This is a genomic window from Chromatiaceae bacterium (genome assembly GCA_016714645.1).
Classification (GTDB): Bacteria; Pseudomonadota; Gammaproteobacteria; order Chromatiales; family Chromatiaceae; genus M0108.
In genome coordinates, this window is the sequence record JADKCI010000001.1 from 143,534 (window position 1) to 160,097 (window position 16,564).

The following is a 16,564-nucleotide window of genomic DNA, read 5'->3' on the forward strand; positions in this document are numbered from 1 at the left end:
CGGTCTCAGCTCAGATCGATGGCGTGGCGCTTCAGGTCCGCGAGGCTGATGAGGCGCAGCACCTGCTGGTGGGTAGCCCTCAGCACCACGCGCGGCGCGACGCCAGCCTCCAACGCCTCCCGCCAGCGCGCCGCGCACAGGCACCAGCGGTCACCTGGCTTGAGGCCCGGAAACTCGAACTCCGGATGCGGGGTGATGAGGTCGTTGCCTTGTCGCAGGGAATACTCCAGAAATTCCGCCGTGACCCGGGCGCAGACGCCATGCAGGCCGACGTCGTCCGGACCCGTCGCGCAACTGCCGTCGCGATAGTAGCCGGTCACCAGGTTGCCATCCGAGCAGGGGGCCAGAGGCTCCCCAAGCACGTTCAAGGGCTCGTCTCTACGGGGAAATCCACCGTCCATCGCCTTCTCCTCTAATCATGAGCGGGTGAGGCCCTTGCCCGGTCCCACCCGCTTCGTCTATCGTCCCCCTAATATCCGTCAGCCGATCCCCACCATGCAAGCCGCCCGCGACCTCTTTTCCTACCCCCCCTACTGGGCCCACGAACTGGGCACGGCGCCGCAACTGCCCATGTCCCGGGCGGAGATGGACCTGCTGGGCTGGGATGCCTGCGATGTCATCATCGTCACGGGCGATGCCTATGTGGATCATCCCTCCTTTGGCATGGCCATCGTCGGGCGGCTGCTAGAGGCCCAGGGGTTCCGGGTCGGCATCCTGGCCCAGCCGGACTGGAACTCGGCGGAGGATTTTCGGCGCCTGGGCCGGCCGAACCTCTTTTTCGGCATCACCGCCGGCAACATGGATTCCATGGTCAACCGCTACACCTCCGACCGGCGGCTACGCAGCGACGACGCCTACAGCCCCGATGGCGCCGGCGGACGGCGGCCGGACCGGTCGGTGATCGTCTATACCCAGCGGGCGCGGGAGGCCTTCAAGGACACGCCTATCGTCCTTGGTGGCATCGAGGCCAGCCTGAGGCGCATCGCCCACTATGACTATTGGTCGGACAAGGTGCGGCGTTCCGTCCTCCTGGATGCCAAGGCGGACCTGCTCCTCTATGGCAATGCCGAGCGCGCCCTGGTGGAACTGGCCCATCGGCTAGCCGCCGGCGAGCCCATAACGACCATCCGGGATCTGCGCGGCACAGCCTTTATGACCCGGGGCCTGCCCACGGGCTGGGTCGAGATCGACGCCACCCGCCTCGACGCCGCCCCCCGGGCGCCAGCCCCCGGGGCACACGCTGGGCCGCGGGTTGAGCCCTTCCGGGATCCCTATCGGGACCCCTACCAGTTAGAGCCAACCTGCGCCGCCACCGGCGTCGTGGCGCCCGGGGCACCCGAGCCGGGGGCCTTGGTAGAGACGGCCAGTGACCGCCCCCCGGGGGTGCGGGTCTCCCTGCCCACCCCGGCCCACCCTGCCGGTCCTGTAGCCGATCAGGCCCCTGGCCCGGACCGTTCCGACCGCGCCCGCACCCTCCTGCGCCTGCCCTCCTTCGAGCAGGTGCGGGACGAGCCCCTCCTCTACGCCCATGCCTCCCGCCTCTTTCATCTGGAGACCAATCCGCGCAACGCCCGCGCCCTGGTCCAGGCCCATGGCGACCGCGACCTCTGGCTCAACCCGCCACCCATCCCCCTGACCAGCGCCGAGCTGGACCGGGTGTACGAACTCCCCTACAGCCGCCGGCCCCATGATGCCTACGAGGGCGCCCGCATCCCAGCCTGGGAGATGATCCGCTTCTCGGTCGCCATCATGCGCGGCTGCTTTGGCGGCTGCACCTTCTGCTCCATCACCGAGCACGAGGGCCGCATCATCCAGAGCCGTTCCGAGGCCTCCATCCTGCGGGAGATCGAGGCGCTGCGCGACCGCACGCCGGGGTTTACGGGGGTCCTCTCGGACCTGGGCGGCCCTACCGCCAACATGTGGCGGCTGGGCTGCCGCGACCCGGCCATCGAGTCCGCCTGCCGGCGCCTCTCCTGCGTCTTTCCGGGCATCTGCAAGAACCTGGGCACGGACCACGACCCCCTCATCCAGCTTTACCGCAAGGCCCGCGCCCTGCCCGGCATCAAGCGCGTCCTCATCGCCTCCGGCCTGCGCTACGACCTGGCGGTGCGCTCCCCGGCCTACATCCGCGAGCTGGCGACCCACCATGTCGGCGGCTATCTCAAGATCGCCCCCGAACACACCGAGGCGGGGCCCCTGGCGCTGATGATGAAGCCCGGCATCGGCGCCTATGACCGCTTCAAGACCCTGTTCGACAAGTATTCCCGGGAGGCGGGCAAGGAGCAGTTCCTGATCCCCTACTTCATCGCCGCCCACCCCGGCACCCGGGACGAGGACATGCTGGCCCTGGCTTTGTGGCTGAAGGCGAACGGCTTCCGCCCCGATCAGGTCCAGGCCTTCCTGCCCACGCCCATGGCCCTCGCCTCCACCATGTACCACACCGGCATCAACCCCCTGAAGCGGGTAACGCGGGGTGCCGAGCCGGTGATCCTGGCCCGCGGCGCTCGCCAGCGCCGGCTACACAAGGCCTTCCTGCGCTATCACGACCCCGAGAACTGGCCTCTGCTGCGCGAGGCGCTGAAGCGGATGGGCCGCGCCGATTTGATCGGCAACGGCCAGCGCCACCTGGTGCCAGCCTGGCAACCCGCCGGGCCGGGGCCCGGCCCGGCGGGCGGGGGACGCCGTGGGGCGGCCAGACCGGTGGCCGGGAAAGGGCTGCCGTCCCTGAAACCTCCGGCCCGAGGCAATTGCGCGACCTAAGGGGAGGACATCTCTCGGTAGCGTAACAGCCGTTCCAGTCCGGCCCGGTCGTGTCTCCGGCGATGCCCACCGCGGCGTCGCGCGAGAAGCCGCTGCTGGCTCAGGCGAGCAGATCGCGGGCATCATCGGGATCGAGGTGCCCGCGGCGGGAGAACCCGCGCCGCATGTGGCGGCGTACCTGCGCTTCGATCACAGCAACCTCTTCTGGCATTAGCGCCAGGGCCTGTCGGCACTGGACCCCACCGGCTTCGAGCGGCTTTCTCACGTTTTCGTACGCTCCGCTCTCGCCCACTCAAACCCTTCCGCACCACCAAGGGCAAAAATGGCTTGAAATGACCGCTTCCTGGGTCGAATAGTCGAAGTCTGGCTAACGTTCGCCCAGCAGGCCGGCGGGGATCTCCGCATCACCAGTGCGCCTGGCCAAGCCACCACCGTCTCCAATTTTCTGCGGGAACCCGTGCCGGGTGCGCACGAGGCTTTTCGCGACGGCATGCCCCCCGATGTCTTGCAGGACTCAGAGTCGATGCCATGGGTTTAGGAACAGGGGCACGGGCCCCAGCCGGGGCCTGGCGGGAGGCCGTTGAGTCGGCTCCCGGGAGAAACCTCTAACGCGGACCAGCACCGCCGGCTGACCCAGTTGAGGCGTGGATTCCGCAGTACTCGCCAAATAACCCCCCCGGCAGGGCCGGGGGGAACTGAGCACGTCTTATCGCCGCTTCCTTCCGCGGCGAGTCCAGCCGCGCGCCTATTCGCCAGTTGTTATGGCCTTCACCTCGGTCTTGCCGGTGACGGTGTTGTTTGGAGCGTAAGTGTCATACTCGGCCGTCACCGTCGCCGTCCAGTTGATGGTGCCCGCTGCCACCGCAACTATTGGGAACGTGAAGCTCTGGGTGGCCCCAGCCGCCGCCAGGTCGGCGAAGTGAACGTGAAGGGGATTCGGGCTGGCATCGGCCGCCAGGTCGGTGAACTCAAACGTCTCATCCACAATGTTCGCCCCGTTCAATTCACCTACTACGGTGACCGACCCTGTCGCCTGATCCGGACCCGAGTTCGCCACGGTGACAATGCCCTCGCGTCCATCTTCATTGGCGACCATGTTCACCGGCACCGCAAGACCGGAAGTCGCGTCGATGGAGACATCATAGGCGGTCTGGTGCTTCCCGGTGCAGGCCAGCGGCGGTGTCGCATAGCCGGCCGGAATCGGGTTGTTGTGCGCGAACAGGATCACCGCGCGGGCATCGTCAGCCGCCTGGGCAATACCGCCGATGTTGCCGCCCGTGAATCCAGGCAGGGAGTCGTTCAGAACGTCCTCGGTGCTGAGATCTGGCCACACCGTAGGCAGAATCCGCGCATCGCGGATCCAGAACAGCGGATCACCGTTGGGCTGGGGCCTATTGTACAGGGCGAGGTACTCGAACCTACCCGGCATCGGGTCATCCACGGGAATGTAGGGGGGATAAGGGAGCGATCTGTAGGTCAGCCGGCGCCGGTAGCTATAGTCGCTGTAATCCAGGAAGCACTTGTGGACCATTACCATATTGCCCTGGACCTCGTCCCTGTAATCGATACAGATCTTCGGATCCAGCACCGTCGTCGTTGCCTCATCCGAGAGGCCCATGATCTGGTTCAGGTAGACCACCAGGTCCACGTTGATCGACCCTTCCTTGGACGCGGCCGCTCCGAGCCCTTTCGCCCCCTGGTCAAGAAAGCCGTAGTTTGCCCAGGGCTGGGGCAGGACGATGGCGGGGTCGCCCAATTGGCCTTTGAGGATCAACTCCTTGTAGATAGCCAGGTTCTGCATAGGCGCGTCGACGGTCTTGGCAAAGTACTCTTTAGAGTCGCCGTCGCCGTCGCTATCGTTGATGTCGAGCGTCTGGTAGAGCAGCCGGCCGGCAGGGTCCAGTTGGATGCAGTCGGCCGTGGACAGGCCGATAAGGACATCCTCCAGCTGCCGCGCCATCACGTCGTCCGGAGCCCGCGCCACGTTGATGCGCTCGAACTCAATCTCCTGCGTGTAACCGGCGTACTGCGGCAGCACCGAGCAGGAATACTGGTCCAGAGGGATCAGGCAGAGGCCGTCCGGTGTCGTTGCGCAGTCGATGCTGACACCATCGACGTCAACAATGTCGACGCCAGCGGCGGCAACGGGCTGCAGGCAGAGCCCTCCGTCGACCAGTAGCCCCGTTTCGGGGTCGGTTACTTGCTGCGATACGCTCAGAATGGGGACGCCGTCCGCGTCGCGATACAGCACGATCAGGTCGCCATAGTCGGGCGAGCCGCCCCCGCCCCCGCCCCCGCCCCCGCCCCCGCCAATGGTCTGGGCCAGGACCGCCGCCGGACAGGCCAGCATGGCCGAAAACAGGAAGGACGCAACGGGTTTGATCGATTCTAGTGTGCTCATGACGTCAACTCCTCTCCCCTGGTTGGTACTCGTCACATCGGATCGCCGTGGGGACCCGGTAGGTATCATTCCGTTCCGAATGACTCCAATGCTGACAGGAATAGGAAGTCGAACCTCACGGGCGGCTGGAGCGGGGCGGCTCTTGGGCAAATGGGCGCGCAGCCCATTCTTGATGGCGTCGGCCTCGTGCTCCTGGCGAAGATGATGTCCTTGGCCTTGGCAATGCCCACCTTGTCGTTGGCGATCAGGGGCTCGAACAGGTCCGGAACCTCGGCGACGCATTTGCCGACCACAACCCTGTGCTTATGCACTGGTTTGAAGAGGGAATGCCCGAAGAGCGAGGCGATGGGATTGCTACCCTTCAAGAGATGACTCCTCAAAATGAATGGAAGAGCGTTAGGCGGCCACGCTGGTGGGGTAAGGGACAGGACCCCGAGCCATCCAGTCCACCAAGACCCAGCCGAGTCCAGGGTTATGTTTTACTATAGCAGTTCGATATTTGTGTCAGGGAATCCTTACGAAACAGCAAACCTTTTGTCATTTTTGCTTGATCGAAGTCATCCTTTTGAAGAATAGGAAGTCCAACCGCACAGGCGGCTGGAGCGGGGCGAGAAGCAGCATCGCTGGGATGGGCGTGGCAAGCGCCGCAAGGGGAGCCGACGGGGAGGACGGGGATGAGATCGCCCCCTGAGGGGGCCGAGGGGGTGTGCGAGGCGGTTTGCCGGGGCCTGGGTGCAGGGAGGGGCGCATCACCGGGGCGCACCGGCAACGGAAGGGGGCTACCACGGCACTTCCTGGTCGAAGACGTACTCGGGTGACGGTCGCGCCAAGGCCCCCAGTCCGGTATAGCATCGACCGGCGGATCGTCCCAGGCTGGCGGTCTGCGCGCGGTGGCGATCCGGGGCGGCTCGGCGGGCTCGCCGATGTGGTTGAGAATCCGCTGCACTGGAGCGGCCTTGGTAATGAAGGCGACGATGCGCCTGTCGGCGCCGCAGCGGGGGCAGACGAGCGGCAATGCCAGGAACAGACGCGCAATCAGCATGGCCCACGGGTCGTGCGCCGAGGAGCGAGCCTTGGTCGCCGCGGCTGCGGGTGAAACTGGGGTTTTGGCCGCCGCCAGTGCCAGGGCCCGTCGGCACTAGACCCCACCGGCTTCGAGCGGCTCGAACACGCCGTCGAGGATACCGCCGTGGTAATGGAGGTGGCGATTGAGTGACGCACCGAAGCGGTGGACGAAGCTCACCGCCCCGAGGCGCGCCTGCGGCGAGGCCCCTGGACTGCGCTCCCGCAGATGGGCCTCGACCACCCGCAGGATAAAGATGCCGTAGGCAGTGACCGCCGTAGGCTCCCGCTCCAGGTACCAGCGCAGGCGCTTGGGCACCGACAGCACCCATTGCCGCACTGGCAGGGGTGGGAAGACCTGATCGACCAGGTGGGCGGCGGTCTCAGCCATGCGCCGGGCGTTGCACGACGGGCAAGCGCCGCGCCCCTTGTAGGAAAAGGCCATCAGGACGAGTTCGATCGCCTGAATACCCGCAGCGATATGCACCCCAGCGAGGCCGACGTGGAGATGAACCCCGGCGGCTCCAAGCTGTACGCCGTCTGGGCACAGTGGGTCTTCGAGGCTGACCGCTACAACTACGAAGGCCCGGACGACCCGCCGCTCCGAGGTTTTTATCTCGGGCTTGGCGCCGGACATGCCATCCTGAGCCCCTTTGATCAATGCCTCGAGGACCTGGCCCAACCCCGCGCCATCTGATTTTCCCCGATTGTCTCCCGCGGACGCTGAGCCTCGCCCTTTCCTCGGGCGTGTCCATCGTCCGGAACTGCCGGGGCGGGCCGTTGTTGACGTGCCCCGCCGCTACGCCCGGCCGACGATGGCACATCACCGGCAGCGCAGCCCACTCCCGATCCGCTGCCTGAGTGTCTCTGTTGTTGGCTCTGTCTGCGTTAAGTGTTGGGGCATCGTATCTATCTGATAACGCATGGGTTGCGAGTAGCGCGCGGGCAAGCCACGCGCCCACGGACTGAGCCTCGCGGCTTAGGTTGCAGTGTCGTATTTACCCAAGCCCGCACCTCATCGCAGGACCGTGTAGGACAAACGACTACTACCTCTTCAGTCTCTGTCCGATACCAGCCTTTCCGTGCGAGGTCTAGCCTTTCATTGGGCTACCGTGCTCGCGGCGAACAGGGGATTCCGACGTTCGCCCGCGCATTGCCCGGGGCATCTGCTCTCTTGGAATCTTCGCCGGACGGAGAAATGCAATGAAGACACCAAAACGCAAGACCGTCGCCACGGCGGTTCTTCTCGTGGTCGCCGCCGGTCTCGCGGCGGACGACGGCCTGCTGCTGCGCAAGAATTTGTCGAGAACGCCCGATTACGAGACGGAGTTCGCGGGCATCAACATGGCCAAATTCTATGTGCCGGCTCAGAAGTCGGATGGGACGCTGCTGACGGACATCGTCTACAAAGACTATCTCGGCGCAGAGCTGTTTAGTCGCACGAAGGCCAAGCCGCTCATCGTGAACTACACGGATGGTCACGTCGATGGCGTCGACGAGGTGCCGGGCTTCATTGGACATGGACAGCGCGACGCCTGGGCCGCCGTCTCCCTCGACGATGGCGCCTCCTGGATGCGGACGAATCTGTCCAGATCCGGGACCAAGGAGATCACCATCACCACTGAAGGCCAGCCTTTTACGTACTATGGCGACGTCACGCGCATGTACACCCACATGGCGGGCAGAAGGGTCCTGGCCATCTGGATCAGCCGCATGTGCGGTGGTGGCAAGCCCGCCTATCTGCTGGCCCCGACAGACGGAACTGTGTCGACCGAGAACCTCGATCCGCTCACTGGCATCGGTTACCAGGATCTCTTCGGCGTGCGCGGCCAGCAGGGCTACGTCGAGTACACGGACGCCTGGGCCGCGGTGGGCAAGGTTCCTTACTCGTGCGTCTGGACCGCCCGTGGGACCATTCAGCAGGACGAGACGACCGGCAAGTCGGTAGTGCTGTGGCGCCTACCCGAGCGTCTGACCTCCGGGGTGCGCGACGCCCACCGCATCGAGGTGTCCTGCGCCCTGAAAGCCGGCTGCGCCGTCTCCTGGCAGGAGGACCCGGAAGGACTACGCCCCGGCGACGGCGAGGGCCCCGGCGAGGGCTGGAGCGGCGCCGTGGCCCACAAGGGCACCGACGTCTGGTATAGCTGGATCGACTGGGCCAACTTCGACGCCATGGACATCGACGACAACGGCGTTGCGGATGAACTCGAGGAGGTGCTGGAAGCGGGGGGTAGACCCAGGGTGGTGGTCCCCATGGCCATCCCAGTGCGGCTCACCGACAACGAGAAGTGTTCGCCCGATGACACCAAGGCTTACTGCACGGCGTCGTTGGATCTCGACGGCGACGGCGCTGCCGACGACCTGATCTGCGACGGCACCAACACGGTAACCTACGTGAATAAGCAGGGCGAAACGGTTGAGGCCTGCGTTGCAGACGATGGACGCGTCTTCAACGGCCAGACCGCCGCGACCCGGCCGCGTATCTCGCTGCAATCCTATAGGAAGGCCGGCGGCGATACCCCGGACAGCGAGGATGACGTCTATTCCGCCTGGACGGTCATCGCCTATGAGGAGAACAAGGCCCTTGGTGAGCTCGACCTGGACGATGACGACATCATCGACGGCACGGATCTGCCGGCCGAGATCGGCAAGAACGCCCGCTACGTGAGCTTCGAGCTCGGCAAGCCGGAGGTCATTCGGCAGAACCTCCAGCTCAATCAACCCGCCGTGAATTGGGAAGACGGCACCTTCACCGACCTGTTTATCATCGATGCCATCAAGGACAAGCTGCTGGTCCAGGCATCGCTCTACGAGACGGAGATTGCCCGTCGCGCGGCCCTGATGGTCCAGCCCTTGGGCAAGGTGGTGGATTCGAACTCCAAGCTCTCGGCCATGCCGCTGTTCAAGCAGGGGATACTCAACCAGGGCGGACCCGCGGACATCCTGGCCCGGCGCTTCGTCGCCCCCGCCTTGTTCAATCCCGCCGTGGATAATCCCTACGACGAAAAGAACATGGCCTGCGATGAATGGCAGTTTACAGACGGACTCAACCCGAACTATCTGGACGGCCTCTGCATGTCGCCTGCCATCAATGTCTCGGCCACCATACCGGTCACCTGTGACATCGCCTGCACCTACGTGGGTGATGGGGGAACCCCGACGGTTGACCCAGACTTCGTCAACGATGACGGCACCTCGATCGAGGTACCCAAGGTTCAGACCTGGGACCAAAAGGTAGATCAGCTCGACGACCAGTCCTGGGAGAACCCCATGGACGTGGCCAAGGGTCACCGCGGCTTCCTGGACAAGGACTTCGTCATGCTGATGTACGCCTGGTCGCCCAACTGGAAGACCAACGCCATCGGCAAGGACCAGTACAACCTGTATGCGCGGCGGTCGTTCGACGGAGGCGTCACCTGGACCACCACCCCGGCAGCCCTGCCCCTGGGTGGAAACGGCACCACCACCTGCGAGATCTTCCGCAACGCCACGGGCGGTCTGCTGACGACCCCGGTGTGCACGGACTACGCCGCCGGTGCCTTCGAGAAGGCGCGGAATCTCTCGGTGCTGACCAGCCTCAAGACCACGGTGCTCGACCCGCGCTATGCGCCCTCGGGTAGCTTCGACCCGGACGGCGACGGCAAGCTCGACTTCCCGATCGTGTATGAGGACGACGACACCCGCGACCCGTCCCGCTATGCCATCGTCTATGAGACTGGCGACAACTCCACCGTAGCCCTGGGCGGCGAGGCCACCCCCCTGAACCTGTACTACTCCCAGGCCGTCAACTGGGGCGACAACTACACGGGCTTCCCGCACCTGTGGAACACAACGGTGGAGGAAACCCTCGTAGCAACTCCGCTGTACGTCATGCCGCAGTTCGACGGCATCGAGGCCAACAAGGACCTGCTCTCCGGAGAGGCGAGCCTGGAGATGACCCCGAGCGGCATGTTCCTGCAGTCCACCTGGAACCAGTGGCAGGAGACGGATCTAGGCGAGGTGTACAACAGCGACGCCTGGTACCGCCGCATCCTGTTCCTCGACGATATCGAGAACCCCAACAAGACCGGCGGGGGGGGTGGCAAGGGTCAGTAGACGAAGGGGGGCGGATAGCATCCCCTCGACCGGCCGGCCTCTGGCCAAGGAGCCGGGGTCCACCCCGGGATGGACCCCGGGGACTGGGCCGGCCGGAACCTAGAAGGGGGATCTCAATGAAACGACTGCGGCGCCACCACGGCGCCGCATTTTTTTGTGGCCTACTGGGGGCCAGATCGCCGACCACGGCGCCTGTCTGCGGGGCTGTTATGGCCAACCCGCCGTGGTGCTGGACCAGCAGGGCGAGGCGGGGATGCCACTTGGGCGGTGTCGTGCGATGAGGACCTCCTCCAGGCCCTGCGGGTGGCGCTCAAGGAAGAAGACTCGCTCTCTGGCGAGGGAGACTGGGACCACCTGCCGAGGGAGATCCCACGGGACTACCTGCTGTCGGTGGCCTGCTGCACGCCGCCGCGCTCGGTGCGTCGCCAGATGGCCGAGCATCACCTCGGCGACCGCGGCCTGGCCCCCGCCTTGCTGGACGACCTGGCGGATGATCAGGCCCTGGCCCCGGCCCAGTTGGGGGCGGCGCGCCGGCTGTTGGGACTCTGCCCGACGACGGCGCCGGAACGGGCGGTGCGCGAGGGTGTCTGCGCCCTGCGCACCCTGCTCCACGGCGCGCCCGCGCCCCGGCGACGGTCGGCGGCGACCCGCTTCGACGTCGCCTTCCTCAACCTGGCGGGTGACGTCACCCCCAGCGCCATCGTTCGGGCCCTGGCGCGGCGGGGCCACGGCAGCCTCTGCTTCTATGGCCCGCCCGGTACCGGCAAGACCGCCTTCGCCGAGATCCTGGCGGAGGCCCTGGACCGCGAGCTGGTGGCGCGCCAGGCCTCGGACCTGGTATCGAAATGGGTGGGCGAGACGGAGCAGACCCTGGACAAACTGTTCCGGGAGCGCGATCCGGAACGGTCGGTGCTGCTCCTCGACGAGGTGGACAGCTTCCTCGCGGAGCGGCGCGAGGCCCGTCACTCCTGGAGCGTACCCAGGTCAACGAACTGTTGCAGCAGATGGAGCGCTTTCCGGGCATCTTCATCGCCGCCACCAACCTGATGAGTGGCATCGATCAGGCGGCCCTGCGACGGTTTGATTTCAAGCTGCACTTCCGGGCGCTGAACGGGGCCCAGCGGCGGGCCCTGTTCGCGCGAGAGGCGCTGGCGGATGAGGCGGCGCCGGTGCCGGAACTCCTTGCCCGGCATCTGGAGGCCCTGACGGGGCTAACGCCGGGGGACTTTGCCAACGTCTGCCGGCAACGGACGCTGCTGTAGGAGGAGGAGGACCTGACGCCGGAGCAGTTTTTGCGACGGCTGGCGGCGGAGTGCCGCCTGAAGCAGGGGGATGAGCGACGGGCGGCCTAATGGGCGGGCACCTTTGCCTGACCACCGCCGCCCAGGGAAGGGTGGCGCCGGTGCATGACCGGATGTCGCTGATCCTGCCACCGCGGTCTTGGGCAACCTGGCTGGGATGCTCCCGCTGGGCGCACAGTTGCAGGAGCGTGGTCCGGGAAATCCGCAGCAGCCGCGCCGAGTCGCTCCAGCGCTCGCGCAGTTGCGCAATCCGCTCCTGGATGGCGGGTGGGCCCAGACGGCCTTCGCTGACGCTGTACTCGACGAAGACCCCGTGGGCGAGGACGACGAACAGGGCCAGGGATCGGCCTGCCTCGTCCGAGCGTCCGTAAACCAGGTTCCCGCCGGCGTCGAGGTCCAGCTCATCGAAATAGACCCGCACCCCGGGTGTGGCTCCATCGACACAATCGCCCGGCCGATAGCGGGTGAGTGCGCAGTCGAAGCGCTTGGTCTGTACCTCGGTCTCCCGGCCATCGAGCTCGATATAGAGCGAATCGAACATACCCATTTCCCGTCTCCCAAAGTGCGGTCATCCGCAGTATTGAACGCCAGACGCGCCGCGATTGCCAGCCGTCACCGCCCGCCGCGCACCCCGATGCTCCCGATGGCGAACAGGGCGAGCAACACCGCGGCGAGCATCAGCCCCGGCAGGGCCAGCCAGTCCACGACCGGGTAGCGCAGGGCTGTGACGAGCTGCAGCGCGGCAAACACCAAGTAGGCGAAGCTCGCCACCCGGATGCGGGGGTAATCGTTCTCCCGCGCCGCGGCGAAGAGGCTCACGCCAATGGCCAGATAGAAGCTGCCGACCATGCGCGCCGTCAGTGGGGTCAGGGACCAGGGCCAGAGTTGCTCCGCACTCCCCGGGGCCACGAACAGCGTTGCCCCCATCACCGCCATCAGGCCGCCCAGTACCCAATGGGCGAGACGCAGGCCGGCGGGCAGGGGCGTCCCCGGTGTTGGCGCTGCCGCCGGTTGATGCCACTGCGTCCAGAGTGCGGCCAGCAGGCCGGGGACCAGGGCAACATAGAGGAAGAGCCAACTCCAGGCCCAGGCCTTGGCCGTCCAGAGCGGGCTATGCAGATGGAACTTGTCGAGGTGCAGGAGAGTAGCGATCAGGATCGAGACGAGCCCCGTGGCGACCACCCAGACACCCACCCGCACCCGTGCCCAGTCCGCTTCGCGCAACCCCAGCACCAGGGCCGTGGCGACCGCGAGGTAGCCACAGCCGAGGAAGGCCGCCGTAACGGGGGGCTTGATGGTCCAGGCAAAGAAATCGCTCGTTTGCTCGCTCAACAGGAAGAGCGAGGCCCCCGCCGCGGCGACGAAGACGCAGGCCGCCCACATAAAGACGCGCGCGTTCGTCGTAACGGGGGTGACTGAGGAAGGATTGGGCATGGCGATAATCCTCGCCTGGAATGGCGTGATAGGAGGTGGGTTGAGGCGAGATCGGAGTGACGGGGTACGACGGGGAGAAAACCGCCGTTCAGCCATCTTGGATCCAGGGTATTACCCTAGGCTGCCAGCTCCACTCCACCCCCGCCAACCGCGCCAGGGCCTGGTCGCGATCCGTTCCGGGCACCTGGCCAGCGACCAGACTCTGGGCGCTCGGCCGTTGGGCCCGACGCCAGGCCCGGGCCGCCAGCTCAGCATAGTCCCAGTGCACCGGGCCAACATCAGGTGTAGAGATAGCGCACCAGGTGGAAGAACAGCGGCGCGGCGAAGCACAGGGAGTCGATGCGGTCCAGCACACCGCCGTGGCCCTGGATCAGGCTGCCGAAGTCCTTGATGCCTCGGTCGCGCTTGATGGCGGACATGCACAGGCCCCCGGCGAAGCCGGCCAGATTGACCACCAGGGCAATGCCCGCCGCCTCCCAGGGGCTGAAGGGGGTCACCCACCAGAGGGCGGTGCCGATCAGGGTCGCCGCGGCAATGCCCCCGACAGTCCCCTCCCAGGTCTTGTTGGGGCTCACCTTGGGGACGATCTTGTGCCGGCCCAGGGTCTTGCCGAAGACGTACTGGAGCACATCGCTCAACTGCACCACCACGATGAGATAGAGCAGGAGCTTGGCGTTCTCCCCCGCATAGCCCGGGATGTCCAGCATGAGCAGCGCCGGGGCGTGGCTCACGCAATAGACCGCCACCATGAGCCCCCATTGGATTTTGGCGGTGCGGGCGAGGAAGTCCTCCGTGTCCCCTGCCAAGACGCTCCGCACCGGCACGAACAGGAACGCATAGACCGGGATGAAGATGACGAAGAGCCCGTACCACTGGGTAGCCACCAGCCAGTACTGGACGGGGACGAAGACGAAGAAGGCCCAGAACAGGGTGCGGTGGTCGGCCCGCCGGGTGGGGGTGAGGGTGATGAACTCCCGCAGGGCGATGAAGGAGGTCAGCCCGAACAGGATCACCGAGCCTATGCCGCCGGTGGCCAGCGCCGCGGCGAAGACCGCCGTCATCACCCACCAGGCCCGGACCCGGGCGTTCAGGTTGACCACCACCGCCTGGCCGGCCTCGGCCTGGACCCGTTGCCCCAGGACCCAGCCGATGGCGCTGGCCAGGACCAGCAGCCCCAGGATGCCCGCGAGCAGGGCGACGATCTCTTGGTCCCAGACGACGTTCACTGCTGTCCCCCCAGGGCGATGAGGGCGCTGCGCGCCCGGTCCAGAAAGGCTCGGCGCCCCTCGCCGGGCGTGAGACGCAGGGGCGGGCCGAAGGTACTGCTCCCCAGGAGCGGCACCGGCAGTATCTCGCCCTTGGGCAGGATGCGGCAGAGGTTCTGCAAGTACACCGGGACCAGGTCCAGGTCCGGGCGCTCCTTCGCCACGAAGTAGAGCCCGGGCTTCAAGTCGCCGATGGTGACCCCGTCGCCCCGGGTCCCCTCCGGGAACAGGATGAGTGAGGCCCCCTCGGCCAGGGCTTGGCTCAGGCGGGCCAGGGCCTCGCGCCCGCCCTGGGCGCTGCCGCGGTCCACCAGGACGGCGTTAAGCAGTTCCCGCGCGATCCAGCCCCGCAACCCGGGCCTGTCCCAATAGTCCGCCGCCGCCACTGGGCGGGTCAGGCGGCGCAGGGCGGGGGGCAAGGCCGCCCACAAGACCAGGGCATCCAGGTGGCTGGAATGGTTGGCGAAATAGAGCTGCTGGATCGCCTCCGGTCCAGATGCGCTGCCCACCCAGCGGGCATGGGCCCCGGTGACCAGGCGGGTCAGGGCGACCAGGAGGCCAGCGGCCAGGTCCGCGGTCCGCGACCTGGGTGGCGGGACATAGATCGCGGCCTGGTTCATCGCGCCTCCAGGGCGCGGCGGATGGCCGCGGTCCGCCGCCAGGCGGTGGCCAGGGCTCCCAGGGCTATGACCGTCAGGGTCGCCAGCAGGACAGTCCCGTCGAGCCCCAGGGGCACGATCAGGGCGGCGGCCACCAATCCCAGGGTCAGGGCCGCCATGCGGTGGGGTTTGGCCATGGGCCCCTGGAAACCCTGGGACAGACCGGCGGAGCCACCCATGGCCCGGATGTAGGCGGTCAGCAGGGCCAGCAGGCCGCACAGCCAGCCCAGCTCGGGCCCGAAGGCGAAACCGGTCGCATAACCCGCCGGGACCAGGAGCAGGGGATCGGCAATGCGATCCGGGACCTCGTTGTAGATTTCTCCGGACTTAGATCCAAGGCCCCCCTCCACCGCGACCATGCCGTCCAGCAGATTGCACAGCAGGCGCAACTGGATGCCGACGGCGGCCAGGACGAAGAGGGCGGACCTGGCCCCGCCGGTCGTCCCGGGGGCGACCAGCAGGGCGGCGGCGCCCAGGGTCGCAAAGCCCAGGCTGGCGAGTGAGATGGCGTTGGGCGGGACCCGCCGATGGGCGAGCCAGGTCGCGAGGACGCGGGCCCAGCGGCTGTCGCGGCTGGTCAAGGGACGGCGGGCGGGCGGGGCAGGTGGCATGGCGACTCCGGGTGGCAGTTCGGGCCAAGCTTAGCCGCTATCGAGCGGCGGGTGCCGGTTTAGTACGCGGGAGACCCGCCGCCGGCGTCTGCAGTCCTAATTTCGTTCCCACCGTCCCCGTGCGAATGCATCCCGTACCGCGCCGAGGTGCTATGGCGTGCAGCGCAGGTATTAGGAAATCTAACCGCGCGAGCGGCCACGAGCGACCGGCGCGAGGACATGGTAGACGCGCTGGGAGGCGCTTGACAAGCGACGCCTGCGGGCCGGGCTGATCAGGACGGGCTGTGGGCGGCACGGCAATACCCGCAGCAGTAGCTGCGGCGGTATCCTATCCCCAACGACCTACCGCCCTGCTCTGGAGCCCCCGGATGACCCGAGTCATTTACATGATGCCCAAACGGACCCACCTGTCCTGGGACCCCCGCCTCGAACCCTTGGAACTGGAGGCAGAGCCCGGGATTGAGGTGCCCTTATTGGGCTACGTGAGTGCGGGCCGGCCCGTGGAAACCCCCGAAGAGCAGGAAACCATCCGGGTCCCCAGTCACATGACCCGCAAAGCCAGCTATGCCCTGCGGGTGCGGGGCCACTCCATGATTGACGACCAGATCCAGGACGGGGACATCATCGTCATCGAACAACGCCAGACCGCCGAGAATGGCGAGACCGTGGTGGCCTTGATCAACGGCCACCAGGTGACGCTCAAGCGCTTTTATGTGGAAGCGGCGGGGGTCCGCCTGCAACCGGCCAACCCCGAGATGGCGCCGCTCTATCTCCGCCATGAGGAGATCGAAATCCTGGGTATTGTGACCGGGGTGGTGCGGATGACGGCTTGATGTTGGCCGCATCCCTCCCCCCGCTGGTGGGGCCACGCTGCTGGATGGGCTGGGGCTGGGGAAGATGATTAGGGGGCGCATACGGAAGCCTTAGGGGTCTCGCGGTGCGGCCATCACCCGACCCTTGCGCAGGCTCCAACCCC

13 protein-coding genes and 1 pseudogene are annotated in these 16,564 nt (G+C 66.6%); 6 read left to right on the forward strand and 8 right to left on the reverse strand.

What is annotated here, in order from left to right; translation table 11 throughout:
• Positions 1-5: 5 nt before the first annotated feature.
• Positions 6-401 carry a DUF2237 domain-containing protein gene (locus tag IPN92_00670; GenBank protein MBK8636841.1) on the reverse strand — a complete coding sequence of 132 codons (396 nt, stop codon included), beginning with the start codon at positions 399-401 and terminating at the stop codon, positions 6-8.
• A 94-nt stretch (positions 402-495) separates the two neighbouring features.
• On the opposite strand from IPN92_00670, the gene IPN92_00675 reads away from it, so the two are divergent.
• Positions 496-2,760 carry a YgiQ family radical SAM protein gene (locus IPN92_00675; GenBank protein ID MBK8636842.1) on the forward strand — a complete coding sequence of 755 codons (2,265 nt, stop codon included), beginning with the start codon at positions 496-498 and terminating at the stop codon, positions 2,758-2,760.
• Positions 2,761-3,505: 745 nt separating this feature from the next.
• Here the strand turns inward: IPN92_00675 and IPN92_00680 are convergent.
• The 3 genes from IPN92_00680 to IPN92_00690 all read right to left on the reverse strand — a co-directional run bounded on the left by IPN92_00680 (position 3,506) and on the right by IPN92_00690 (position 6,710).
• A complete protein-coding gene (locus IPN92_00680) occupies positions 3,506-5,161 on the reverse strand; it encodes a hypothetical protein (GenBank protein ID MBK8636843.1) in 1,656 nt (551 codons plus the stop codon).
• Positions 5,162-5,226: 65 nt separating this feature from the next.
• A complete protein-coding gene (locus tag IPN92_00685; GenBank protein ID MBK8636844.1) occupies positions 5,227-5,526 on the reverse strand; it encodes a hypothetical protein in 300 nt (99 codons plus the stop codon).
• 773 nt (positions 5,527-6,299) lie between these two features.
• Positions 6,300-6,710 carry a transposase zinc-binding domain-containing protein gene (locus tag IPN92_00690; protein ID MBK8636845.1) on the reverse strand — a complete coding sequence of 137 codons (411 nt, stop codon included), beginning with the start codon at positions 6,708-6,710 and terminating at the stop codon, positions 6,300-6,302.
• Between IPN92_00690 and IPN92_00695 the strand changes: the two genes are divergently transcribed.
• The 4 genes and pseudogenes from IPN92_00695 (at position 6,705) to IPN92_00710 (ending at position 11,990) form a co-directional block, all read left to right on the forward strand.
• Complete coding sequence (locus tag IPN92_00695; GenBank protein ID MBK8636846.1) at positions 6,705-6,920, forward strand: hypothetical protein; 216 nt, start codon at positions 6,705-6,707, stop codon at positions 6,918-6,920. The two genes, IPN92_00690 and IPN92_00695, sit on opposite strands and share 6 nt — an antisense overlap.
• Positions 6,921-7,426: 506 nt before the next feature.
• Complete coding sequence (locus tag IPN92_00700) at positions 7,427-10,318, forward strand: hypothetical protein (protein ID MBK8636847.1); 2,892 nt, start codon at positions 7,427-7,429, stop codon at positions 10,316-10,318.
• 429 nt (positions 10,319-10,747) lie between these two features.
• Positions 10,748-11,670: pseudogene (locus tag IPN92_00705) on the forward strand (AAA family ATPase).
• Positions 11,670-11,990: an SOS response-associated peptidase family protein gene (locus IPN92_00710; protein ID MBK8636848.1), complete on the forward strand. Its 321-nt coding sequence runs from the start codon at positions 11,670-11,672 to the stop codon at positions 11,988-11,990. The pseudogene IPN92_00705 and the gene IPN92_00710 overlap by 1 nt, the downstream one beginning before the upstream one ends.
• Before the next feature lie 241 nt (positions 11,991-12,231).
• On the opposite strand, the gene IPN92_00715 is transcribed toward IPN92_00710, so the two are convergent.
• The 4 genes from IPN92_00715 to IPN92_00730 all read right to left on the reverse strand — a co-directional run bounded on the left by IPN92_00715 (position 12,232) and on the right by IPN92_00730 (position 15,588).
• Entirely contained in the window at positions 12,232-13,053 is an 822-nt protein-coding gene (locus IPN92_00715; protein MBK8636849.1) for a hypothetical protein, read from the reverse strand.
• A gap of 278 nt (positions 13,054-13,331) precedes the next feature.
• Complete coding sequence (locus IPN92_00720; GenBank protein ID MBK8636850.1) at positions 13,332-14,279, reverse strand: phosphatidate cytidylyltransferase; 948 nt, start codon at positions 14,277-14,279, stop codon at positions 13,332-13,334.
• On the reverse strand, positions 14,276-14,938 hold the full coding sequence (locus IPN92_00725; protein MBK8636851.1) for a 1-acyl-sn-glycerol-3-phosphate acyltransferase: 663 nt from the start codon (positions 14,936-14,938) through the stop codon (positions 14,276-14,278). The genes IPN92_00720 and IPN92_00725 overlap by 4 nt, the downstream gene beginning before the upstream one ends.
• Entirely contained in the window at positions 14,935-15,588 is a 654-nt protein-coding gene (locus IPN92_00730; GenBank protein MBK8636852.1) for a CDP-alcohol phosphatidyltransferase family protein, read from the reverse strand. The genes IPN92_00725 and IPN92_00730 overlap by 4 nt, the downstream gene beginning before the upstream one ends.
• A 368-nt stretch (positions 15,589-15,956) precedes the next feature.
• Between IPN92_00730 and lexA the strand changes: the two genes are divergently transcribed.
• Entirely contained in the window at positions 15,957-16,421 is a 465-nt protein-coding gene (gene lexA, locus IPN92_00735; protein MBK8636853.1) for a repressor LexA, read from the forward strand.
• Positions 16,422-16,564: the final 143 nt, after the last annotated feature.